Genomic DNA, 20,577 nt, shown 5'->3' on the forward strand with positions numbered 1-20,577 from the left:
AATTCCAGGAAAAGCGTGTAACGGTTTTCCGTCCGGAATTGCGTAAAAACAAAGAGTTAGAGCGTTTCCGCGTTTCTGCGAAAAAGGGGAACGCTCCAAGCCTGCATTCAAGTCTTCGCTTCCAACCCCTTGATCAACTTTTCGAGCAGGGTGGCCAAATGGTCCTGCTCGTCGCGCGTGAGCGCCGAAAGAACCTGATGCTCATTGGCGACGTGAGCGGTCACGGCTTCGTCGATCAGGTCGCGGCCTTTTTTGGTCAACTGAACGATCACGCCGCGGCGGTCCTGCGGGTGTGGCTCACGGGCAATCAGCCCTGCCTTTTCCAGCCGGTCCAATCGGTTGGTCATGGCGCCCGAGGTCACCATTGTCGCTTCATAGAGTGCTGTCGGCGTCAAAGCGAAGGGTGCGCCTGAGCGTCGCAAGGTCGCCAGGACATCGAACTCACCGTGCTGCAGGCCGAACTGGGCGAATAGGGGGTTCAGCTTGTCCCGAGCCACGACAAAGGCGGCATAGCTAAGACGTCCAAACACTGCCATGGGGCGGACGTCCAGATCCGGCCTCTCCTTCTGCCATTGCGCCACCGCATTTGCTGCACGGTCCATCTATCTCACCATAAAGTATCTTGACACTAAGATTCTTTCTATTAAATGATATGCCATCGACCGGCAATCGCCAAGTGGCAGGAGATGAGAATGATCAAAGTCGCCGTCCTCGTCGGCAGCCTTCGCCAGGAATCTTTCAGTCGTAAGGTGGCGAAGGCAGTGGCGGAACTCGCGCCGACGCTTTCGCTCGATTTCATCGATATCGGTGCGGTGTCTTTCTTCAACGAAGATCTGGAAGCGAACCCGCCCGTCGATTGGCAGGTGTTGCGCCATCGTGTGTCTTCGGCCGATGCGGTGCTTTTTGTCACTGCCGAATATGTGCGGTCGGTGCCTGGCGTCCTGAAGAACGCCATCGATATCTGCGCTCGGCCGCAAGGGCAGGGCGCGCTGGGCGGCAAGCCCGCGGCAATCATTTCGACGTCGCTCGGTGCGCTTGGCGGCTTCGGTGCCAACCACCACCTCAGGCAATCTCTCGCTTCGCTCGACATGACGGTGCTTGGCCAGCCCGAAGCCTATATCGGCAACACCGGCGCTCTGTTCGATGTGGACGGCACTCTGGTCGATGAGCGCGCACGCGTGTTCCTTGCGACCTTCGCCAAAGCCTTCGAAACATTCATCCAGCGTCAGGCCCCGCAGGCTGAAGAGCGGCGGGTAGCCTGAGCCTCCAAAGGGGTCCTCACCATGACAACGCTAACTGAACAGAACCGCGCGGGCACTTCGATGAGATCGGTCTGGGACTCGGCCTTCGGCCTGCTTTTGATCACCGGCACCTTGCTGGGCCTGACGCTTCCCCTCGGCAAGCTGGCGACCGCCGATGCCGTGCCGGCGATGCTGTGGGCGTTCATGACCTCGTTCGGCATCGGCGGCGTACTTCTGCTGGTGCTGTTCTACCGGCACCACCGTGTGGTGATGACAGGGCACAAGCTGCGTTACTACATCATCGCGGCAGCGATCTCCTTCGCCATCCCGAACTTCCTGATCTTTTCGGCGATTCCCCACCTCGGCGCGGGCTACACCGGCATCATGTTCACGCTTTCGCCAGTGGTCACGCTCACCCTGTCGATCCTCTTCGGCGTGCGTCGTCCCAATCTGCTCGGCGTGATCGGCATCGTGGTCGGCTTCGCAGGGGCGCTGATGGTTGCTTTGACCAGAGGCGAAGCAGGCCAGCCAGCCGATCTTTTCTGGGTGCTCATTGGGCTGCTGATCCCGGTCTTCCTCGCCGCCGGCAACATCTATCGAACCATCGACTGGCCGACAGGTACCGATGCCATAGAACTTGCCGTCGGCAGCCATCTTGCGGCAGCAGCGATGTTGTTTGGCGGGCTTCTCTTCTCTGGCCAAGCCGGTTCGTTCGGTACGCTGCTCAACGTGCCCTGGCTGGTATTGGCCCAAGTGGTCACAGGAGCGGCGATGTTCGCCTTCTACTTCCGCCTCCAGGCCGTTGGCGGTCCGGTCTATCTCAGCCAGATCGGCTATGTCGGCGCAGCCATCGCGCTGGTCTCGGGGACATTGTTTCTCGGCGAGCACTATCAGCTGCTGACCTGGGCGGGCGCAGCCATCATCGTCGCCGGCGTTTTCATCACGACCAAGGCGCAGCGGCAGGCGGCTTGATCTGCTTAGCCCTCCTCGCGCACACCGATCACTTCCGGCTGCGGGTGGCGCCTGCGGTGGGTTGCCGCTGCGCGGGCGGATTGCTCGTAGATGCCTGTCATCAATTCCAGCGTGCGTGCCGCGTCCTCCAGCCTGTCGGCGAGGTCCGGCACGCGTGTCACCGCATCGATCAGCAGCGCTGAACGGATGTCGGCATAACGCTCCGTCACGCGGTGTCCCAGGGGGGTGACCTCATAGGTTACCCCGGCGCGACCGCTGCCTTGTCGCTTGACGAGATCGGCCTTCACCAGCTTGCGCAAACTGTACTGAATGTTCGGAATGTCGTCGCGGTTGGTCATCTGCGCGAGGTCCCGGATGCTCTTCGGCCGGTCGTTCATACGGATGATATGCAGCAGCGCGTTCTCAGGACCGCTTGCCGAGAATTCGATCACCGTCGCCAGGCATTCCGCTTGCCAGCGGCCGAAAGCCTCATAGGAACGCATGAGCGCGTATTCGATTTCCGCGACGTCGATCTCGAGCGGCGTCCGCGCCAGGTGCCAGCCCCGGTCGAGCAGATCCCTCTGCTGGTTCGATGTCTTCTTGGCTTTCATCCATGCCTCCTCACGCTGCGACCATGCACCAGCGAGGCGGCTTGCGTCCATGTCGTTTTATGATAGACTTTCTATTATAAAATATAACAAATGGCGAGGACATAGAGATGAGCATGCTCAACGGCGGCCCAGCCGCCCAACCCTTCTTCCTTGGCACTTTCGCTTCCAACTGCTCCGGCGGCATGACCGTCACCAAGCTGCCGGAGCGATGGGTCAATTCCTGGGACAACAACCTGCGGCTCGCGCGGCTTCTCGACGACGCCGGCATCGACTTCATGCTGCCGATCGCGCGCTGGATCGGTTACGGTGGCGCAACCAACTTCCATGGCAGCGTGCTGGAGACGATCACCTGGGCGACGGGTTTGCTGGCGCTGACGCGCAACATCACTCTCTTTGCAACGACGCACACGACGGCAAATCATCCGGTGGTCGTGGCCAAGCAACTCGCAACCATCGATCAGATCGGCGCAGGCCGCATCGGCCTCAACATCGTCGCCGGGTGGAACAAGCCGGAATATGAGGCGCTGGGGTTGACGCTGCCTGACGACCACGTCACGCGCTACGGCTATGCGCAGGAATGGTTCGATATCGTCCAGGCCCTGTGGAGCCGCACCGAAGCCTTCGATTGGGATGGGACCTACTTCAAGCTGAAGAATGTGCTCGGCGACCCGCGGCCATCGTCGGAACTGCCGATCCTCAATGCCGCCGGTTCGGAAGAAGGGCGACGCTTCGCGGTCCGCAATGCCAACTTCCTGTTCACGCCGGCGATTGACCTCGAGCGGTCGAAGGACGAGATCCAGGCCCTCAAAGGGCAGGCTCTCGAAGCCGGTCGCAAAGTGGACGTGCTAACCTTCTCGCATGTCGTGTGCCGACCGAGCGAAAAAGAAGCAAAGGACTATCTGGAGCATTTCGGCCGCATCAATGCCGACTGGGCTGCAGTCGACAATCTGGTGCGCCTGCAATTTGCGCATGCGCAGTCGTTTCCGCATGATCTTCTCGCGCTTATCCGTGACCGTATGGCGGCAGGACACGGCGGTTTTCCCCTGACAGGCACCCCCGAACAGGTCGCCGACGGCATCACAGCCTTGCACGAGGCCGGCTTCCGCGGCACGACCCTGTCGTTCGTCGACTACGCGGAGGAGTTCCCCTATTTCCGCGACACCGTGCTTCCGATCCTCGAACAGCGTGGCATCCGTATGGCGCCTGGCGCGGCGCGCTCCGCAGCGTGAGGACGGCCATGAAAGTATCAACGCCACCCGTTGACGCGGCCACTTTCCGCTCGGCCATGCGGCTTATCGTCGGCAATGTCAGCGTCATCACCGCAGGGGTCGGCGAGGACCGATCCGGTCTTGTCGTGATCTCCGTGGTTTCCCTATCGGCTGAACCGCCCAAGGTCATCGCCTGTGTGAACCGCTCGTCCTCGACCTGGTCGGTGATCGAACGGCATCGCCATTTCGCCGTCAATTCGCTTGGCCCGCGGCATCAGAAAATCGCCGAACGCTTCTCCGGCTTCGGCGGCGTAAAAGGCAATGATCGTTATGCCGAGGCGGAATGGATGACGATGAAAACCGGCGCCTCGGTTCTGGTGGATGCCGTGGCGTCGTTCGACTGCAGCCTCGACGAAATGATTGACCGCGGCACGCATTCGATCGTCATCGGCTCCGTGGAAGCCGTGCGTGCCCAAGATGCCGGCGAGGCGCTGATCTATTGGCGCGGCGCATATCGGCCGCTTCAAACCGAGATGTAGCGAACACGCCAACCAGGCGGCCGGACCGGCCGGCTCCGGCCACTTGTTCGTCAGGCCGCTTTTTCTGCAAGCACCATGTAGTTGACGTCCATATCCTTGGAACGCTGCCAGCGATCGGCGAGCGGATTGTAGATGACGCCGGAACGGTCGGTTATCGCCAGGCCGGCGCCGCTCAATGCCCGCTCCAGCTCTTCCGGCCGCACCAACTTGCCGAATTTGTGCGTGCCGCGCGGCAGCCAGCGCAACACATATTCGGCGCCGATGATGGCAAGTCCGAGCGCCTTGAGGGTGCGGTTGATGGTGGCGACGAACATGATGCCGCCCGGCTTCACCATCTCGCCGCACTTGCCCACGAACAGGTCGATGTCGGCGACGTGCTCGACCACTTCCATGTTGAGCACGACATCGAACTTCTCGCCAGCGTCGGCGAGGTCTTCGGCTGTGGTAGCGCGGTAATCGACAGCCACACCCGCCTCGTTCGCATGCAGCTTCGCCACTTCGATGTTGGTCGTGGAAGCATCGGCCCCGACCACTTCGGCGCCCAGGCGCGCCATCGGCTCGCACAGCAGTCCACCGCCGCAGCCGATATCGAGGATGCGAAGGCCCTCGAAGGGTTTTGCCGCGCGGGCATCGCGGCCAAAGCGGGCCGCGATCTGGTCGCGGATATAGGCCAGCCGCACGGGATTGAACTTGTGCAGCGGACGGAATTTTCCATTGGGGTTCCACCATTCGGCGGCAAGGGCCGAAAAGCGCTCGACTTCTCCGGCGTCGATGGTCGACCGTCGGGGCTCTGGCATGGCTTTGTCTCCTTCGGGGAGAAGGAAGTCGGCAGAAGAAGGGTGAATGTCAAGGCGCGTTTTCGACATGTGTCAGCGCGAGGTGGCCGTATCGCACCCCGAAGCCCTTGTTTTCCAAAGTGCCCGCCTGTTCAGGGCGCTTCGGCAAGCACCTGCAAATTTCCCGTGTATTCCCTCCAGCCGGCATCAAGCAGATGCAGTGTCGGCTCAGGGGCCAGCCCCCCATGCGTCAGCACGAGACGGACGATGCCGGCGTGTTCTGACAAGCCGAAAACGACGTGCCCCGCAGGTGCCTGATCCGTACAATCGAATGACCAGACCATGCGGTGCGGAGGGGAGATCTCCAGCACTTCGACCTCGGTCCAGCCGCGCCAGCCGGCAGCGGCTTCGCCGGTGATGCGGAAGCGGTGGCCGACGACGGGCCGAAAATCGATGGCGAAGAACCATTGCTCGATCAGCTTCGGCTCGGTCAGGCAGGCCCATACCGTTGCAAGCGATGCGCGAATGTCGCGTTCAAATGTCAGATCGATCGGTTTCAGCATCGAGCTTCTCTGCCAATTCAACGAGACCGTCGAGCTTTTCGGTCCAGAAAGCCGACAGTTTTGCGGTCCAGTCGGCGACGATGATCAGCGGGGTGGGATTCAGCCGATAGAGGCGTTGACGCCCGACGGGACGCCGCTGCACGAGGCCGGCCCGGCTCAGCACCTGAAGGTGCAACGAGACATTTGCGACGGTTGCGCCGACTTCTGCGGTCAGCTCAGCGACGGAACGCTCGCGATTTCCGATGCGCTCAAGGAGGCGCCGTCGTGTCGGGTCGGCAATGGCGGCAAAGACGTCGCCTTGGGTTGAGGTTCTCACCATCGACAGATCCATTCAAGTATTTACTTGAATTTAAATCTGCGTCGGAGGTAGGGTGCCCGTCAAGGTCCTGAATGGCGGGGGACAAACCACAGGAGAACGAGGAAATGACCGCCTTGAATGGAGTGATCCCCTGTCTGACCATCGATGGCGCCAAGAAGGCCATCGAATTCTATAAGAGCGCCTTTGGCGCTGAGGAGGTAAGCCGCAAGGATGCCGAGGACGGCAAGCGGTTGATGCATGCACATATCCGCATCAACGGCGCTGATGTCATGATGTGGGATCTTTTCCCGGAATTCGGCATGTCGACGGACAAGCCGCATGGCGTCACGGTTCATCTCGAAGTCGATGATGCGGACAGGTGGTGGTCGCGCGCGGTCGATGCCGGCGCCACCGTGACGATGCCGCTGGACAATGTGTTCTGGGGTAGTCGCTATGGTCAGCTGCGCGATCCGTTCGGGCATAGCTGGGCGATCGGCAGCCCACTGAAGAACTAGCCCAGGGGGATGCTTTCGAGGCGAGGCAAGCAAGCCAGAGCGCAAGAGACTTGCGCCACGCTGCCACATCGGGCGCGTGCGCCTTGCGGAGGCCTTGTGTTTTGGCTAAGGAAGCCGCGCATTTTTGCGTCCCGGCCAGCCGGGGCTTTCCTGTCCATCCCTGGCCGATAGGCCTGCATTCAAAGGCTTTCCGCTTCCATGGCGCGCATCGTGATGAAGTTCGGCGGGACCTCCGTCGCCGACCTCGACCGCATCCACAATGTGGCGCGTCACGTCAAACGTGAGGTCGAGGCAGGTCATGAGGTGGCTGTCGTCGTTTCGGCGATGTCGGGCAAGACCAACGAGCTCGTCGGCTGGGTTCAGGGCATGCCGAAGGCGACGGGCGCGAACAGCCCGTTTTTCGACGCGCGCGAGTATGATGCCATCGTGGCCTCCGGCGAGCAGGTCACGTCCGGCCTGCTGGCGATCGCGTTGCAGTCGATGGGCATCAACGCACGGTCCTGGCAGGGCTGGCAGATCCCGATCAAGACCGATGGCGCGCATGGTGCGGCACGCATCACCGACATCGACGGTTCGTTCCTGGTCCAGCGCTTCAAGGAAGGTCAGGTCGCGGTGATTGCCGGATTCCAGGGTATCGCCCCGGACAACCGTATTTCGACGCTTGGCCGCGGCGGCTCCGATACCAGCGCGGTGGCGATTGCGGCAGCCGTGAAGGCAGATCGCTGCGATATCTATACCGATGTCGACGGCGTCTACACCACCGACCCGCGCATCGAACCCAAGGCCAAGCGGCTGGACCGCATCTCCTTCGAGGAAATGCTGGAAATGGCTTCGCTCGGCTCCAAGGTCCTTCAGGTACGCTCGGTGGAGCTTGCCATGGTACACAAGGTGCGCACCTTCGTGCGATCGTCCTTCGACGATCCCGATGCGCCCGGCATGGGGGATTTGCTCAATCCGCCTGGAACGCTCATTTGCGACGAGGATGAAATCGTGGAACAGCAGGTCGTCACCGGAATTGCCTACGCCAAGGACGAAGCGCAGATTTCGCTGCGCCGCGTCGCCGATCGGCCGGGTGTGGCCGGCGGCATTTTCGGCCCGCTGGCCGAAGCCAACATCAATGTCGACATGATCGTCCAGAACATCTCGGAAGACGGCAAGTCGACCGACATGACCTTCACGGTGCCGTCGGGCGACGTCGCAAAAGCCCTGGCCGTGCTGGAGAAGGTCAAGCAGACCGTGGGCTTCGATGCTCTTCAGCACGATGAAGGCATGTCGAAGGTCTCCGTCATCGGCATCGGCATGAGGAGTCATGCCGGCGTCGCGGCGACCGCTTTCCGGGCACTTGCCGAAAAAAGCATCAATATTCGCGCGATCACCACGTCCGAGATCAAGATTTCGATCCTGATCGACGGTCCTTATACGGAACTGGCTGTTCGCACTTTGCATTCCGTCTACGGTCTCGATAAGCAGTAAGAGACCCGAGTCGGTTTTTTGCGTCGGGCCGGTGCGCTGGGAACCGCACCGGTCCCATCGCCTTTGGAGAAGCCGCGATGCGTGAGACGGCTGTCGGCCCGCGCGTTTTGTTGAAACGGCTCCGCGAGCTCATGCAGGAGCCGCTGGAGCCGCAGGATCGGCTCGACCGTATCGTGCGCGACATTGCTTCCAACATGGTGGCGGAAGTCTGCTCGCTCTACGTCCTGCGCGCCGACTCCGTGCTCGAACTCTATGCCACCGAAGGTCTCAACAAGAACGCGGTGCACCTGGCGCAACTGCGCCTCGGCCAGGGCCTGGTCGGTACGATCGCCGCAAGTGCGCGCCCGCTCAATCTCTCCAACGCGCAGGAACATCCTGCCTTCGCCTATCTGCCGGAAACCGGCGAAGAGATCTATCACGCCTTCCTGGGCGTGCCGGTGCTGAGGGCTGGTCGCACGCTCGGTGTCCTGGTCGTGCAGAATCGCACCAAGCGCGTCTATCGCGAGGATGAGGTCGAGGCGCTGGAAACCACCGCCATGGTGATCGCCGAGATGGTCGCGACCGGCGACCTTGCCCGGCTGTCGCGGCCCGGCATGGAGCTCGATCTCAGCCGGCCGGTTTCCTTCACCGGCGTGTCCTTCAACGAGGGCGTCGGCCTTGGTCATGTCGTGTTGCATGAGCCGCGCATCGTCGTCACCAATCTGTTCAATGAAGACAGCGAAGAAGAAATCCGCCGGCTGGAGGAATCACTCGGCTCGCTCAGGCTTTCCATCGACGACATGCTGGAGCGGCGGGACGTCGCTTTCGAAGGAGAGCACCGCGAGGTGCTGGAAGCCTACCGCATGTTCGCCAATGACCGGGGTTGGGTCCGCCGTCTGGAAGAGGCGATCCGCAACGGTCTGACGGCGGAAGCAGCAGTGGAGAAGGTGCAGTCGGACATGCGCGCGCGCATGATCCACATGACAGATCCGTATCTGCGCGAGCGGATGAGCGACTTCGACGATCTGGCCAACCGCCTGCTGCGCCAGTTGATGGGGCGCGGGCCGGAAGATGTCGCCGCCTCGCTGCCGAAAGATGCCATCATCGTCGCCCGTTCCATGGGCGCCGCCGAACTGCTCGACTATCCGCGCGACAAGATGCGGGGGCTGGTGCTGGAAGAGGGCGCTGCCACCAGCCATGTCGTCATCGTGGCGCGTGCCATGGGCATCCCGGTTGCCGGCCAGGTCAAAGGCGCCGTGTCGATGTCGGAAAACGGCGATGCCATCATCGTCGACGGCGATGAAGGCGCCATCCATCTGCGACCCCAGCAGGATCTCGAGGCTGCCTACGCCGAAAAGGTGCGCTTCCGCGCCCGCCGCCAGGAACTCTACCGCGAGCTGCGCAAGAAGCCGTCGGTCACCCGGGATGGTGTACAGGTGGACCTCTTGATGAACGCCGGCCTGGCCGTTGACCTGCCGCAGCTGGTCGAATCGGGCGCCGCCGGGATCGGCCTGTTCCGCACCGAGCTGCAGTTCATGGTGGCAGCCACTTTCCCGCGCGCCGAAGCGCAAGAGAAGCTTTATCGCGACGTGCTGGAGGCGGCGCGCGGCAAGCCGGTTACCTTCCGCACCATCGACATCGGCGGCGACAAGGTGCTGCCCTATTTCAAGAATGCCACGCAGGAAGAGAACCCCGCGCTGGGTTGGCGTGCAATACGTTTGACGCTGGATCGGCCAGGTTTGCTCAGAACGCAGATCCGTGCGCTGCTCAAGGCCGCCGGCGGCCGCGAATTGAAGCTGATGTTGCCTATGGTGACGGAGCTCGGCGAGATCGCGCAGGCGCGCGAGATCATCGAACGTGAGGTGAGACACCTGTCACGCTTCGCTCACCATCTGCCGACCAGCCTGAAGGTCGGCGCGATGCTGGAAGTGCCCTCGCTGCTGTTCCAGCTTGATGAGCTCATGAAGGCTGTCGACTTCGTCTCGGTCGGCTCCAACGACCTGTTCCAGTTCGTGATGGCGGTCGACCGCGGCAACACGCAGTTGGCTGATCGCTTCGACCCTGTCTCGATACCGTTCCTGCGCGTTTTGAAACAGATCGCCGATGCCGGCCACCGCAACGATACGCCGGTGACGCTCTGTGGCGAGCTTGCCGGCAAGCCGATTTCGGCCATGGCCCTGATCGGCGTCGGCTTCCGCTCCATCTCGATGTCGCCGGCGGCGATCGGCCCGGTCAAGGCGATGCTGACCGAGCTGCCGCTGGAGGAACTGGAAGCCTTCTTCGCCGACAACCTCAATCAGCCTGCCACCGGCATGCCGATCCGCGCGTTGCTGCAGGCTTTCGCGGACGACCGCGGTATTCCTTTGTAAGAAGCCTTTGATACCACATGATCAATCTGCCCCGTGACCGCATGGACCAAGTCGTCAAGCGTTTCGACATGCTCGAAGCGCAGATGGCGGCCGGACCTGCACCTGACGCCTATGTGAAGATGGCGGCCGAGTATGCCGACATGCAGGAACTGGTCGCCAAGATCCGGGCGTTGCGCACCGCCGAACGCGAGCAGGAAGATCTGGAGGTGATGCTCGGTGACAAGGGCACCGACGCGGAGATGCGGGCGCTGGCCGAAGCGGATCTGCCGACAGTGGAAAGCCGCATCGAGGCGCTGCAGCAGGAAATCCAGATCCTGCTGCTGCCCAAGGACGCTGCCGACGAGCGCAACGCGATCCTGGAAATCCGCGCCGGCACCGGCGGCGATGAAGCCGCCCTGTTCGCGGGCGACCTGTTTCGCATGTATGAGCGCTATGCTGCTTCCAAGGGCTGGCGGTTCGAGGTCGTTTCGGCCAGTGACGGGGAGGTCGGCGGCTTTAAGGAAATCATCGCATCGGTTTCGGGAAGGGGCGTGTTCGCGCATCTGAAGTTCGAATCCGGCGTACATCGGGTGCAGCGCGTGCCTGCTACTGAAGCGCAAGGGCGCATTCACACCTCGGCGGCGACGGTGGCTGTGCTGCCGGAAGCCGAGGAGGTCGATATCGAAATCAAGGCGGAGGACATCCGCATCGACACCATGCGTGCATCCGGTTCGGGTGGCCAGCACGTCAACACCACCGATTCGGCCGTGCGCATCACGCACTTGCCCACCGGCATCATGGTGGTGCAGGCCGAAAAATCGCAGCACCAGAACAGGGCACGTGCCATGCAGATCCTGCGCGCGCGCCTCTACGACCTCGAGCGCAGCCGCGCCGACGAGGAGCGTTCCGAGTCGCGCAAGTCGCAGGTTGGTTCGGGCGATCGTTCGGAGCGTATCCGCACCTACAATTTCCCGCAGGGACGTCTTACCGATCATCGCATCAACCTCACGCTCTACAAGCTCGACCGGGTGATGGAAGGCGAACTGGACGACGTGGTCGACGCACTGATTGCCGACCACCAGTCGAAGCTCCTGGCGGAGATGAAGGAAAATTGAGGCCGTGAAAGGCACGACCCTCGCAGAACTCTTGCATTTGGCACGCAGGCGACTGTCGGATGCCGGCATAGAGGGTGCCGCATTCGACGCGAGGCTTCTGGTCGAGGACATAACCGGTACCACGCGATCCGAAGCGATTACTGATCCCGATCGCCTCATCGACGCCGATATGCTGACGGCGGTCGATGCCGCGCTGAGCCGTCGGATTTCAGGCGAACCCGTGCATCGCATCCTTGGCTATCGCGAATTCCATGGCCTGCGGTTCAGCCTTTCGGCCGAAACTCTCGAGCCGCGTCCGGACACGGAGACATTGGTCGACGCGATGGTGCCATTGCTGGCCGAGATTGGTGAACGCAAGGGGACATGCAGCATTCTGGACCTTGGCACGGGCACCGGCGCGATTGCACTGGCGCTGCTGGCAGCAGTCCCCCGGGCAAGTGCCCTGGGGGTGGATATTTCTGAGGATGCTCTGGATACGGCCGCCCGCAATGCACGCGGTCTCGGCCTCTCGGAGCGTTTCAAAGCCCTCAGGTCCAACTGGTTCGAAGGAATTTCAGGGCAATTTGATGCAATCGTCTCGAACCCTCCCTATATACGCAGCGCGGAGATCGAAACGCTGCAGAAGGAGGTGCGCAATTTCGATCCGTTGCGGGCGCTGGACGGCGGTGCCGATGGCCTTGACGCCTATCGAACAATCGCCAGGGAAAGCGCCAGGCATCTGGAAACCGGCGGTTTTGTCGCCGTTGAGATCGGAAGCAGCCAGAAGGCAGAGGTGACCGATATTTTCCTGGGTGCAGGATTCCTCATGAAAACAGCGTTGCGCGATCTTACCGGAAACGATCGCGTCCTGATGTTCACAGGCGGCGGAAAAGCTTGAAGGTGCGGCGAAAAACCGCTTGGCAAGGCTAAGGAATGCAGCTAGGGTCGATTTACCGGATGAGACGAAGCAGGCAGTGCTCTTAGCGATTCGGTTTCCTTTGAAATAGCTGCCTTCTTGCGAAACGACGCCCAAGCTTCGTGCGGGAATCATCTGGCAAGTGACGTAACCGGAACAGGATGACACGTGGCGCCAACGCAATCCATGCGGGCGAGCACCGGTGAAACAGCGAAACGGCAGGCTGCATGAGCGCCGCCGTACGCGAATATTTTCAAGTTTTGAAGCGAAGAGACCCTGATGAGGCCACAACAGCAGAATAGACGCATGCGCGGTCGCAACAATGGCGGCGGCAACAACAATAATAACAACAACCGCAAAGGGCCGAACCCGCTCAACCGCAACTACGAGAGCAACGGTCCGGATGTGAAGATCCGCGGCTCCGCTCAGCAGATTGCCGAGAAATATGCGACTCTCGCCCGTGATGCGATGAGTTCCGGCGACCGGGTGATGGCTGAGAATTATCTCCAGCACGCTGAACACTACAACCGCATCATTGCCGCCGCCCAGGCGCAAATGCCGATCCAGAACTTTCAGCAGAATCGTGACGATTTCGATGACGATCTCGACGAAGAGCGCGAGGAGTTCGAGGGTGGCGCGAATGCAGGCGAAGGCCAGCAGTCGACCGGCAACGGTTCCGGCCCGCAGCCGGTAATCGAAGGCACGCCCGCCGAGGTTGCCCTGAATTCCGAGGGTGCCCGCGAAAATAACGCCCGCGAAGGCGGCTATCGCGACAACAACCGGGACAATGGCAATCGCCATCACCGTGATCGCCGCCATAACAATGGCTTCGGGCAGAATGGACAGCGTGGTGACCGTGGCCCGCGTGGCGAAAACGGCAACAGGCGCGAAGAAACGCAGCCGCAGGCAGCAGCCCAGGCTGAAGCAGCCCCGGCGGTCGTCGCGGAGGAGCCGGCTGCTCCGGTTGTCGCCGAACCGGCCGCGCCGCAGTTCGAGAGCTTCAATCCGGCGCAGCTCGCTGCTCATGCTGAAGCGCGTGAAGCAGAGACAGAGGCTGCACCGCGGAAAACCACTCGGCGGCCGCGCAAGCCAAAGGCCGAGGCCGCTGCACCTGCGGACAAGACGGAAACGGCCAACGCCGAGAGTTGAGCAGAGACTTCTTTGAGATCATGAGCGGCGGAGAGAAATCTCCGCCGTTTTTGTTTGGCTGAGCTATAGTCCCCGCCGGATGGCACCGGATAAAATATCTGCCTTGATCGGTATCAAGGCGTCTTGAGAGACAAGGGCTTACGTCCCATATCACGGCTGAACAGGGCTCGGCTCAGAGGAGCGGGCCCGTCACCAAAGCTGATCCGGTGCCGCAAAGCGGGCCGGTGACGGAAGGAGACGATGATGAATCTTGAGAAATATTCCGAGCGCGTGCGCGGATTTATCCAGTCCGCACAGCAATATGCGCTGAACCGCAATCACCAGCAGTTCACTCCAGAACATATCCTGAAAGCGCTAATCGATGACGACGAGGGGTTCGCCGCTTCCTTGATCGAGCGAGCAGGCGGTCGTCCGCGCGATGTGGAAGTCGCTGTCGACGCAGCACTCAACGCCCAACCCAAGGTCGAAGGCGGCAATGGCCAGCTTTATCTGGCGCAGCCACTGGCGAAAGTTTTCTCGACCGCCGAGGATCTGGCCAAGAAGGCTGGCGACAGCTTCGTCACGGTGGAGCGCCTGCTGCAGGCACTCGCCATGGAGAAGTCGGCCAAGACCGCCGATATTCTGTCGAAGGCAGGTGTGACGGCGCAGGCGCTCAATGCGACGATCAACGATATCCGCAAGGGCCGGACTGCCGATTCTGCATCCGCTGAGCAGGGCTATGATGCATTGAAGAAATACGCGCGCGATCTGACCGCGGATGCTCGTGCCGGCAAACTCGATCCTGTCATTGGACGTGACGACGAGATTCGGCGCACCATCCAGGTGTTGTCGCGTCGCACCAAGAACAATCCGGTGCTGATCGGTGAGCCGGGCGTCGGCAAGACGGCGATCGCCGAGGGCCTGGCGCTGCGCATCGTCAATGGCGACGTGCCGGAAAGCCTGAAGGACAAGCAGTTGATGGCGCTCGATATGGGCGCGCTGATTGCCGGAGCGAAATATCGCGGCGAGTTCGAGGAACGGCTGAAGGCCGTCTTGAACGAAGTCACCTCGGCGGCCGGTGGCATCATCCTGTTCATCGACGAGATGCACACGCTGGTCGGCGCCGGCAAGGCGGACGGCGCGATGGATGCGTCGAACCTGCTGAAGCCCGCGCTGGCGCGCGGCGAATTGCACTGCGTCGGTGCAACCACACTCGACGAGTACCGCAAATATATCGAGAAGGACGCCGCTCTTGCGCGTCGTTTCCAGCCAGTCTTTGTCGAAGAGCCGACGGTCGAGGATACGATCTCGATCCTGCGCGGCCTGAAGGAGAAGTACGAACAGCACCATAAGGTGCGGATTTCGGACTCAGCGTTGGTCTCGGCTGCGTCGCTCAGCAATCGCTACATCGCCGACCGTTTCCTCCCCGACAAGGCGATCGACCTGGTCGACGAAGCGGCTTCGCGCCTCAGGATGCAGGTCGATTCCAAGCCGGAAGCGCTGGATGAGATCGACCGCCGCATCATGCAGCTGAAGATCGAGCGCGAAGCGCTGAAGGTTGAGAAAGATGAAGCTTCCAAGGATCGATTGGTTCGGCTCGAAAAGGAGCTGACCGGGCTCGAGGAAGAGTCCGATGCCTTGACCGCGAAGTGGCAGGCCGAGAAGCAGAAGCTCGGATTGGCAGCTGATTTGAAGAAGGATCTCGACGAAGCCCGCAACGAACTGGCGATCGCACAGCGCAAGGGTGAATTCCAGCGCGCCGGCGAGCTTGCCTATGGCAAGATTCCTGAACTGGAAAAGCAACTCGCCGAAGCCGAGGCGCGCGATGGACAGGGCGGCGGCATGGTCGAGGAAGTGGTTACTCCAGACCACGTCGCCCAGATCGTTTCCCGCTGGACGGGCATTCCGGTTGACAAGATGCTGGAAGGCGAGCGCGAGAAGCTGCTTCGCATGGAAGACGAGATCGCCAAGCGTGTCGTCGGTCAGGGCGAAGCGGTGCAGGCCGTGTCGAAGGCAGTACGGCGCGCCCGTGCCGGCCTGCAGGATCCGAACCGGCCGATCGGCTCGTTCATGTTCCTCGGGCCGACCGGCGTCGGCAAGACCGAACTCACCAAGGCGCTCGCCTCGTTCCTGTTCGATGACGAGAGCGCGATGGTGCGCATCGACATGTCCGAGTTCATGGAGAAGCACTCGGTTGCCCGTCTCATTGGCGCGCCTCCCGGCTATGTCGGCTATGAGGAAGGTGGCGCCTTGACCGAAGCCGTGCGACGCCGGCCCTACCAGGTCGTGCTGTTCGACGAGATCGAAAAGGCGCATCCGGATGTGTTCAACGTGCTGCTGCAGGTGCTCGATGATGGCCGGCTGACTGACGGGCAGGGCCGCACGGTCGACTTCCGCAACACGCTGATCATCATGACGTCGAATCTCGGCGCGGAATATCTGGTCGGTCTCGGCGAAGATCAGGATGTCGATGCCGTGCGCGACGAAGTGATGGCGGTGGTAAAGGCCTCGTTCCGGCCGGAATTCCTCAACCGCGTCGACGAGGTGATCCTGTTCCACCGGTTGCGTCGCAAGGATATGGGCCAGATCGTCGAGATCCAGCTCAAGCGTCTGGAGAAGCTGCTGGTCGATCGCAAGATCACGCTCGACCTCGACAAGGAGGCGGTCGAGTGGCTGGCGGACAAGGGCTACGACCCGGCCTATGGCGCGCGGCCGCTGAAGCGGGTGATGCAGAAGGAGCTGCAGGATCCGTTGGCGGAAAAGATCCTGATGGGCGAGATCCTGGATGGTTCGACCGTCAAGGTCACCGCCGGTTCCGACAGGCTGAACTTCCGTTCGAAGCCGACTGTGGTGGCCGAGCAGGCCGCTTAACGGCAGGTCGTTGAACCGCCGTTTTCAGACAAGGCGCACCTCTTCCGGTGAAGAGGTGCGCTTTTTTGTATCGGGATAACGGGCCTATTTCGCAAACCGTTTTGCCCCAGCAACGCACATCACCACGCCGAGCGTGACGACCAGCATGGCAGCGCTGACCTGCTCGTGCAGCAAGGTGGCCGCTAGCGCGAGACCGAAGAAAGGTTGCAGGAGTTGCAACTGACCGACTGCTGCGATGCCACCCTGCGCCAGTCCGCGATACCAGAACACGAAGCCGATCAGCATGCTGAACAGCGAAACATAGGCGAGGCCGACCCAGGCAGGTATGCCGACACCCGCAAGAGAGGCCGGAAAGGTGACAAAGGTCAACGCCAGCATCACCGGCAGCGAAATCACAAGCGCCCAGCAGATCACCTGCCATCCACCCAGCCGTCGCGAGAGCTTCGCACCCTCAGCGTAACCCAATCCGCAGACGATGATGGCGGCCAGCATCAGTGCGTCGCCGGCCGGCGAGGCGGATAGGCCCTGCGATAAGGCAAATCCGGCTACAAGCGCGCTGCCGAGGCATGAAAACAGCCAGAAGGCCGGCCGAGGTCGCTCGCCACCGCGCAGCACGCCGAAGATCGCAGTTGCCAGCGGCAACAGGCCGATGAAGACGATGGAATGCGCCGAGGTGACATGCTCGAGCGCCAGCGCGGTCAAAAGCGGGAAGCCGACCACCACGCCGAGCGCTACGACGACAAGCGAAACCAGATCGTCGCGGTTCGGGCGTTTCTCGCGAAAGATCGTCAGCAAGGCGAGCCCGAGCAGGCCGGCGAGCGCGGCGCGTGTGACCGTCAGGAACACCGGGCTGAAATCCATCACGGCCACCCGGGTTGCCGGCAGTGAGCCGCTGAAGATGAGCACTCCCAGAAAACCGTTGAACCATCCACTCGTCGTCTTGTCCACGCGCACACTCCCGGCGATCGGTGGACCCGTTATCGGCGCGAATTGAGTGGCTTCACCAGATACAATGAGGTACAGTTTAATCAAACTGTTATGGGTACGGTGACACTACAGATGGATGGCCTGCACGCCGCTTCGAGCAGAGGCGGAACGTTGATCGAAACTGTCATGGCGACGGTGCGGCAACGCATTGCCGCGCGCCAGCTTACGCCCGGCGCCAAGCTGCCCTCCGTCCGCGCTTTCGCCAAAACAATGCAGGTTTCCACGTCGACCGTGGTCGAAGCCTATGAGCGACTGGCTGCCGAAGGCGTGATCCGTTCCCGTCCAGGCTCCGGCTTCTTTGTCTGCGGTCCGCTGGCGCCGCTTTCACTCGCCGAGGTAGGACCGCGGCTCGATCGCGAGATCGATCCTTTATGGATATCGCGGCAGTCGCTGGAAGCCGGTGGCGATATACTGAAGCCCGGCTGCGGCTGGCTTCCCGCCGACTGGATGCCGCAACAGGCATTGCGGCGCGCTTTGCGTGGTCTTGCCCATGCCAAGGACATGGTTCTGGCCGACTACGGCACGCCGCTCGGTTTGGCACCGTTGCGGCAACTGCTGGCACGCCGCATGGGCGAGCATGGCATCGAAGCCTCGCCCGAGCAGATCGTGCTGACGGAGTCGGGCACGCAGGCGATCGATCTGCTGTGCCGTCTTCTCATCGAACCCGGCGATACGGTGTTGGTCGACGATCCCTGCTATTTCAATTTCCACGCGCTGTTGCGCGCCCATCGCGCCAAGATTGTCGGAGTGCCCTATACGCCGACAGGGCCAGACCTCGACCTGTTCGCGCAGGCGCTCGCCGAACATCGGCCACGGCTCTACATCACCAACTCGGCGCTGCACAATCCGACTGGGGCGACGTTATCCCCTGTCACCGCACATCGCTTGCTCAAGCTGGCTGACCAGTCGGATCTCACCATTGTCGAGGATGACATCTTCGCCGACTTCGAGACGGAACCAGCGCCGCGCCTTGCCGCGTTCGATGGGCTCTCGCGGGTGGTGCACATCGGCAGTTTTTCCAAGACGCTGTCTGCTTCGGTACGCTGCGGCTTTATCGCGGCGCCATCCGACTGGATCGAGCGGCTGACGGACCTCAAGATTTCAACCACCTTCGGCGGCGGGCGGCTTTCAGCGGAATTAGTATTTTCGCTGCTCAAGGACGGCAGCTATCGCAAACATGTCGAGACACTGCGGCAGCGATTGTCGGCTGCAATGGTTGATACCATGCAGCAACTTGAACCCATCGGCGTCAGGCCATGGATCGAACCGCGTGCCGGCATGTTCCTTTGGTGCAGCCTGCCTGACGGGCTGGACGCTGCCGACGTTGCGCGGCGCGCGCTGGCTGACGGCGTCGTGCTGGCGCCCGGCAATGCCTTCAGCCTGTCGCGGACGGCCAGCCGTTTCCTGCGTTTCAATGTCGCCCAGTCAAAGGATACACGCATGTTGGAAGTGATCGCCAAAGCCATGCGCGGCTGAGTGTTTCAACACGAATAAGCTCACGCCCCGGCAGACGCCGGTGGCTTGCGGTGAGCGTCGATGCTCCACGGACCGGGTCCGGCGACAGACAGATACAGAAATAAAAAACAATAGACGATCGCGAGGTTGCCGCCGTTGAGAACCGGGAAGAACGAATTCGGCGCATGGCCGATCCAATAAGCAAACGCCATCAGGCCGGAGAGTATGAATGCCACGGGGCGTGTGAACAGTCCGACCAGAAGCAAGGCGCCACCGACCAGTTCCAGGGCCCCCGCAAACCATGACAGGGAAAAAACCGCTGGCAGGCGTTCGAGTGTCGGAAAGCCCAGTAACTTGCCGGTGCCGTACTGGAACAGGGTAAGGGCGCTTACGACCCGAAGAATGCTTAAAAACTGCGGTCGCAGTGAATCGACATCGATCATCGGCTTTTTCTCGTTGTTTCTCCCCGGTACTGATAGCGGCGACTGCCGATAACAGGGCAATAAACTGTTCGAGATTTTAGCAAATGCTGAATTGCGAAACGTATGGGGAGCTTGATCGGTCAGATCAAGCGAAAGGTGCCACTGCACAGGGCGTCAATCACGGCGGCAGCCGTTCGTCCTGGGGGCTGATCGCCGATGTCGATGGCGTGCGCTTCAAGCTCTTCCAGCGCAGAGAGCTGCCGGTGAAGTGCCGAGATCGGTTCCGGGTCGGTCAGCGTGTCGCCGCCACGCTCGCGGCAGCGACGGATGGCGACATCGAGTGGCGGGCGCAGAACTACATAGTGCAGCGGAACGGTGAGGCGCCTGAACGGTTGCAGGAACCACGGGCCGACAATCCCATCGACGATGACGAAGAACCCGCCCTTTGCGTACCCCTCCGCCGCCTTGGCGAGCACGTCCACCACAACGGCGTTCTGTGCGTGGGCTTGTGGCAAATAGGGCGCGACGGCGCCATTTTTGATGAAATGCCAGAAATCGTCGGAGTGCAGGTGGACTTTTGCCGATCCGGCTTCGGCTCCAAGCATCTTGGCGGTGGTGGTTTTGCCAGACCCAGGTGTGCCCGTCAGAATGAGAATTTCGCCGGCGAAATCGATCATGGCTGCGTCTAACACAATGCGGGCCGGCGCCCAAGCGTCTCGGATCGATGGGAAATGTCAGCTTAAGGATGCCACGGCCGACATTGACGCTCGCATCGCTGTTCCTAACCTGTCAAGGAAGAGACAAAGCACTGGTTGGCAATCGACGAGGCCCGGTTTGACGCTCGATGAATACAACAGTTTCTGTGCTTCTCTGCCGGCTGCCCATCACGTGGTGCAGTGGGGCGGCGCGCATGTCTGGAAGGTAGGCAGCAAGGTCTTCGCTATCGGCGGCTGGAGCCAGCACGCCGAGCATCCTTTCTTCACATTCAAGTGCTCAGACATGGCTTACGATGTTCTCAAGGAGCAGCCCGGTTGCCGCCCCGCGCCCTATCTCGCCTCGCGTGGAATGAAATGGATCCAGCGGGTGACCGCAGAGAGCATGGATGATGAGGCGTTGATGGACTACCTGACAGACAGCCACCGCCTTGCTGCCCGCAATCTGACAAGGCGCGAGCGGCGGGAATTGGGACTGGAAGGTTAAAC

Annotated in this window: 21 protein-coding genes; 13 read left to right on the forward strand and 8 right to left on the reverse strand. The window is 61.5% G+C overall.

Translation table 11 applies throughout. From position 1 onward, the window contains the following. Positions 1-107 precede the first annotated feature (107 nt). Positions 108-602, reverse strand: coding sequence for a MarR family winged helix-turn-helix transcriptional regulator (locus tag L4923_RS06230; RefSeq protein WP_239362836.1), 495 nt, complete (start codon positions 600-602; stop codon positions 108-110). Between the two features lie 90 nt (positions 603-692). Here L4923_RS06230 and L4923_RS06235 point away from each other — a divergent pair, with 90 nt between their 5' ends. Next, positions 693-1,262, forward strand: coding sequence for an NADPH-dependent FMN reductase (locus L4923_RS06235; RefSeq protein WP_275448269.1), 570 nt, complete (start codon positions 693-695; stop codon positions 1,260-1,262). A 60-nt stretch (positions 1,263-1,322) separates the two neighbouring features. Continuing rightward, positions 1,323-2,213 (forward strand): DMT family transporter, encoded by an 891-nt coding sequence (locus L4923_RS06240; protein WP_239362890.1) that lies wholly within the window; start codon positions 1,323-1,325, stop codon positions 2,211-2,213. Positions 2,214-2,218: 5 nt separating this feature from the next. On the opposite strand, the gene L4923_RS06245 is transcribed toward L4923_RS06240, so the two are convergent. Then, positions 2,219-2,803 carry a winged helix DNA-binding protein gene (locus tag L4923_RS06245; protein ID WP_239362839.1) on the reverse strand — a complete coding sequence of 195 codons (585 nt, stop codon included), beginning with the start codon at positions 2,801-2,803 and terminating at the stop codon, positions 2,219-2,221. 107 nt (positions 2,804-2,910) lie between these two features. Here L4923_RS06245 and L4923_RS06250 point away from each other — a divergent pair, with 107 nt between their 5' ends. Next, the gene (locus L4923_RS06250; RefSeq protein WP_239362841.1) at positions 2,911-4,032 is read left to right on the forward strand and encodes an LLM class flavin-dependent oxidoreductase; all 1,122 of its coding nucleotides are present in this window, start codon (positions 2,911-2,913) and stop codon (positions 4,030-4,032) included. Between the two features lie 8 nt (positions 4,033-4,040). Further along, positions 4,041-4,550, forward strand: coding sequence for a flavin reductase family protein (locus L4923_RS06255; protein ID WP_239362843.1), 510 nt, complete (start codon positions 4,041-4,043; stop codon positions 4,548-4,550). 50 nt (positions 4,551-4,600) lie between these two features. Here L4923_RS06255 and ubiG read toward each other — a convergent pair whose 3' ends face one another. The 3 genes from ubiG to L4923_RS06270 all read right to left on the reverse strand — a co-directional run bounded on the left by ubiG (position 4,601) and on the right by L4923_RS06270 (position 6,208). Further along, positions 4,601-5,347 (reverse strand): bifunctional 2-polyprenyl-6-hydroxyphenol methylase/3-demethylubiquinol 3-O-methyltransferase UbiG, encoded by a 747-nt coding sequence (gene ubiG / locus L4923_RS06260; RefSeq protein ID WP_239362845.1) that lies wholly within the window; start codon positions 5,345-5,347, stop codon positions 4,601-4,603. Positions 5,348-5,478: 131 nt separating this feature from the next. Next, complete coding sequence (locus L4923_RS06265) at positions 5,479-5,889, reverse strand: SRPBCC family protein (protein WP_239362846.1); 411 nt, start codon at positions 5,887-5,889, stop codon at positions 5,479-5,481. After that, on the reverse strand, positions 5,861-6,208 hold the full coding sequence (locus L4923_RS06270) for an ArsR/SmtB family transcription factor (RefSeq protein WP_239362847.1): 348 nt from the start codon (positions 6,206-6,208) through the stop codon (positions 5,861-5,863). Before L4923_RS06270 ends, L4923_RS06265 begins: the two co-directional genes overlap by 29 nt. A 104-nt stretch (positions 6,209-6,312) precedes the next feature. On the opposite strand from L4923_RS06270, the gene L4923_RS06275 reads away from it, so the two are divergent. The 7 genes from L4923_RS06275 to clpB all read left to right on the forward strand — a co-directional run bounded on the left by L4923_RS06275 (position 6,313) and on the right by clpB (position 16,511). Beyond that, positions 6,313-6,702, forward strand: coding sequence for a VOC family protein (locus tag L4923_RS06275; RefSeq protein WP_239362848.1), 390 nt, complete (start codon positions 6,313-6,315; stop codon positions 6,700-6,702). A gap of 198 nt (positions 6,703-6,900) precedes the next feature. After that, positions 6,901-8,175, forward strand: a complete 1,275-nt coding sequence (locus tag L4923_RS06280) for an aspartate kinase (RefSeq protein ID WP_239362849.1) — start codon at positions 6,901-6,903, stop codon at positions 8,173-8,175. Positions 8,176-8,252: 77 nt separating this feature from the next. After that, positions 8,253-10,523 (forward strand): phosphoenolpyruvate--protein phosphotransferase, encoded by a 2,271-nt coding sequence (gene ptsP / locus L4923_RS06285; RefSeq protein WP_239362850.1) that lies wholly within the window; start codon positions 8,253-8,255, stop codon positions 10,521-10,523. A 17-nt stretch (positions 10,524-10,540) separates the two neighbouring features. After that, the gene (prfA, locus tag L4923_RS06290; RefSeq protein WP_239362851.1) at positions 10,541-11,617 is read left to right on the forward strand and encodes a peptide chain release factor 1; all 1,077 of its coding nucleotides are present in this window, start codon (positions 10,541-10,543) and stop codon (positions 11,615-11,617) included. Positions 11,618-11,621: 4 nt separating this feature from the next. Continuing rightward, complete coding sequence (gene prmC / locus L4923_RS06295; RefSeq protein ID WP_239362852.1) at positions 11,622-12,494, forward strand: peptide chain release factor N(5)-glutamine methyltransferase; 873 nt, start codon at positions 11,622-11,624, stop codon at positions 12,492-12,494. Positions 12,495-12,791: 297 nt separating this feature from the next. Then, positions 12,792-13,661, forward strand: a complete 870-nt coding sequence (locus tag L4923_RS06300) for a DUF4167 domain-containing protein (protein WP_239362854.1) — start codon at positions 12,792-12,794, stop codon at positions 13,659-13,661. A gap of 243 nt (positions 13,662-13,904) precedes the next feature. Next, complete coding sequence (gene clpB / locus L4923_RS06305) at positions 13,905-16,511, forward strand: ATP-dependent chaperone ClpB (protein WP_239362856.1); 2,607 nt, start codon at positions 13,905-13,907, stop codon at positions 16,509-16,511. An 84-nt stretch (positions 16,512-16,595) separates the two neighbouring features. Here clpB and L4923_RS06310 read toward each other — a convergent pair whose 3' ends face one another. After that, positions 16,596-17,459 carry a DMT family transporter gene (locus tag L4923_RS06310; protein ID WP_239362858.1) on the reverse strand — a complete coding sequence of 288 codons (864 nt, stop codon included), beginning with the start codon at positions 17,457-17,459 and terminating at the stop codon, positions 16,596-16,598. A 111-nt stretch (positions 17,460-17,570) separates the two neighbouring features. On the opposite strand from L4923_RS06310, the gene L4923_RS06315 reads away from it, so the two are divergent. Next, entirely contained in the window at positions 17,571-18,974 is a 1,404-nt protein-coding gene (locus L4923_RS06315; protein ID WP_239362860.1) for an aminotransferase-like domain-containing protein, read from the forward strand. Positions 18,975-18,994: 20 nt separating this feature from the next. Here L4923_RS06315 and L4923_RS06320 read toward each other — a convergent pair whose 3' ends face one another. Together L4923_RS06320 and L4923_RS06325 are read right to left on the reverse strand one after the other, a co-directional pair. Then, the gene (locus L4923_RS06320; RefSeq protein ID WP_239362862.1) at positions 18,995-19,396 is read right to left on the reverse strand and encodes a DoxX family protein; all 402 of its coding nucleotides are present in this window, start codon (positions 19,394-19,396) and stop codon (positions 18,995-18,997) included. Positions 19,397-19,515: 119 nt separating this feature from the next. Further along, entirely contained in the window at positions 19,516-20,052 is a 537-nt protein-coding gene (locus L4923_RS06325) for an AAA family ATPase (protein WP_275448270.1), read from the reverse strand. A 157-nt stretch (positions 20,053-20,209) separates the two neighbouring features. On the opposite strand from L4923_RS06325, the gene L4923_RS06330 reads away from it, so the two are divergent. Then, positions 20,210-20,575 (forward strand): MmcQ/YjbR family DNA-binding protein, encoded by a 366-nt coding sequence (locus L4923_RS06330; protein WP_239362864.1) that lies wholly within the window; start codon positions 20,210-20,212, stop codon positions 20,573-20,575. Positions 20,576-20,577 lie beyond the last annotated feature (2 nt).

This window comes from Terribium retamae, assembly GCF_022347545.1.
Classification (GTDB): domain Bacteria; phylum Pseudomonadota; class Alphaproteobacteria; order Rhizobiales; family Rhizobiaceae; genus Mesorhizobium; species Mesorhizobium retamae.

What these genes read in the sequence shown, in the direction of transcription:
- L4923_RS06230 (WP_239362836.1), bottom strand. Translation starts at nt 602, where the DNA reads ATGGACCGTGCAGCAAATGCGGTGGCGCAATGGCAGAAGGAGAGGCCG.
- L4923_RS06235 (WP_275448269.1), top strand. Translation starts at nt 693, where the DNA reads ATGATCAAAGTCGCCGTCCTCGTCGGCAGCCTTCGCCAGGAATCTTTC.
- L4923_RS06240 (WP_239362890.1), top strand. Translation starts at nt 1,323, where the DNA reads ATGAGATCGGTCTGGGACTCGGCCTTCGGCCTGCTTTTGATCACCGGC.
- L4923_RS06245 (WP_239362839.1), bottom strand. Translation starts at nt 2,803, where the DNA reads ATGAAAGCCAAGAAGACATCGAACCAGCAGAGGGATCTGCTCGACCGG.
- L4923_RS06250 (WP_239362841.1), top strand. Translation starts at nt 2,911, where the DNA reads ATGAGCATGCTCAACGGCGGCCCAGCCGCCCAACCCTTCTTCCTTGGC.
- L4923_RS06255 (WP_239362843.1), top strand. Translation starts at nt 4,041, where the DNA reads ATGAAAGTATCAACGCCACCCGTTGACGCGGCCACTTTCCGCTCGGCC.
- ubiG (WP_239362845.1), bottom strand. Translation starts at nt 5,347, where the DNA reads ATGCCAGAGCCCCGACGGTCGACCATCGACGCCGGAGAAGTCGAGCGC.
- L4923_RS06265 (WP_239362846.1), bottom strand. Translation starts at nt 5,889, where the DNA reads ATGCTGAAACCGATCGATCTGACATTTGAACGCGACATTCGCGCATCG.
- L4923_RS06270 (WP_239362847.1), bottom strand. Translation starts at nt 6,208, where the DNA reads ATGGTGAGAACCTCAACCCAAGGCGACGTCTTTGCCGCCATTGCCGAC.
- L4923_RS06275 (WP_239362848.1), top strand. Translation starts at nt 6,313, where the DNA reads ATGACCGCCTTGAATGGAGTGATCCCCTGTCTGACCATCGATGGCGCC.
- L4923_RS06280 (WP_239362849.1), top strand. Translation starts at nt 6,901, where the DNA reads ATGGCGCGCATCGTGATGAAGTTCGGCGGGACCTCCGTCGCCGACCTC.
- ptsP (WP_239362850.1), top strand. Translation starts at nt 8,253, where the DNA reads ATGCGTGAGACGGCTGTCGGCCCGCGCGTTTTGTTGAAACGGCTCCGC.
- prfA (WP_239362851.1), top strand. Translation starts at nt 10,541, where the DNA reads ATGATCAATCTGCCCCGTGACCGCATGGACCAAGTCGTCAAGCGTTTC.
- L4923_RS06300 (WP_239362854.1), top strand. Translation starts at nt 12,792, where the DNA reads ATGAGGCCACAACAGCAGAATAGACGCATGCGCGGTCGCAACAATGGC.
- clpB (WP_239362856.1), top strand. Translation starts at nt 13,905, where the DNA reads ATGAATCTTGAGAAATATTCCGAGCGCGTGCGCGGATTTATCCAGTCC.
- L4923_RS06315 (WP_239362860.1), top strand. Translation starts at nt 17,571, where the DNA reads ATGGATGGCCTGCACGCCGCTTCGAGCAGAGGCGGAACGTTGATCGAA.
- L4923_RS06320 (WP_239362862.1), bottom strand. Translation starts at nt 19,396, where the DNA reads ATGATCGATGTCGATTCACTGCGACCGCAGTTTTTAAGCATTCTTCGG.
- L4923_RS06325 (WP_275448270.1), bottom strand. Translation starts at nt 20,052, where the DNA reads ATGATCGATTTCGCCGGCGAAATTCTCATTCTGACGGGCACACCTGGG.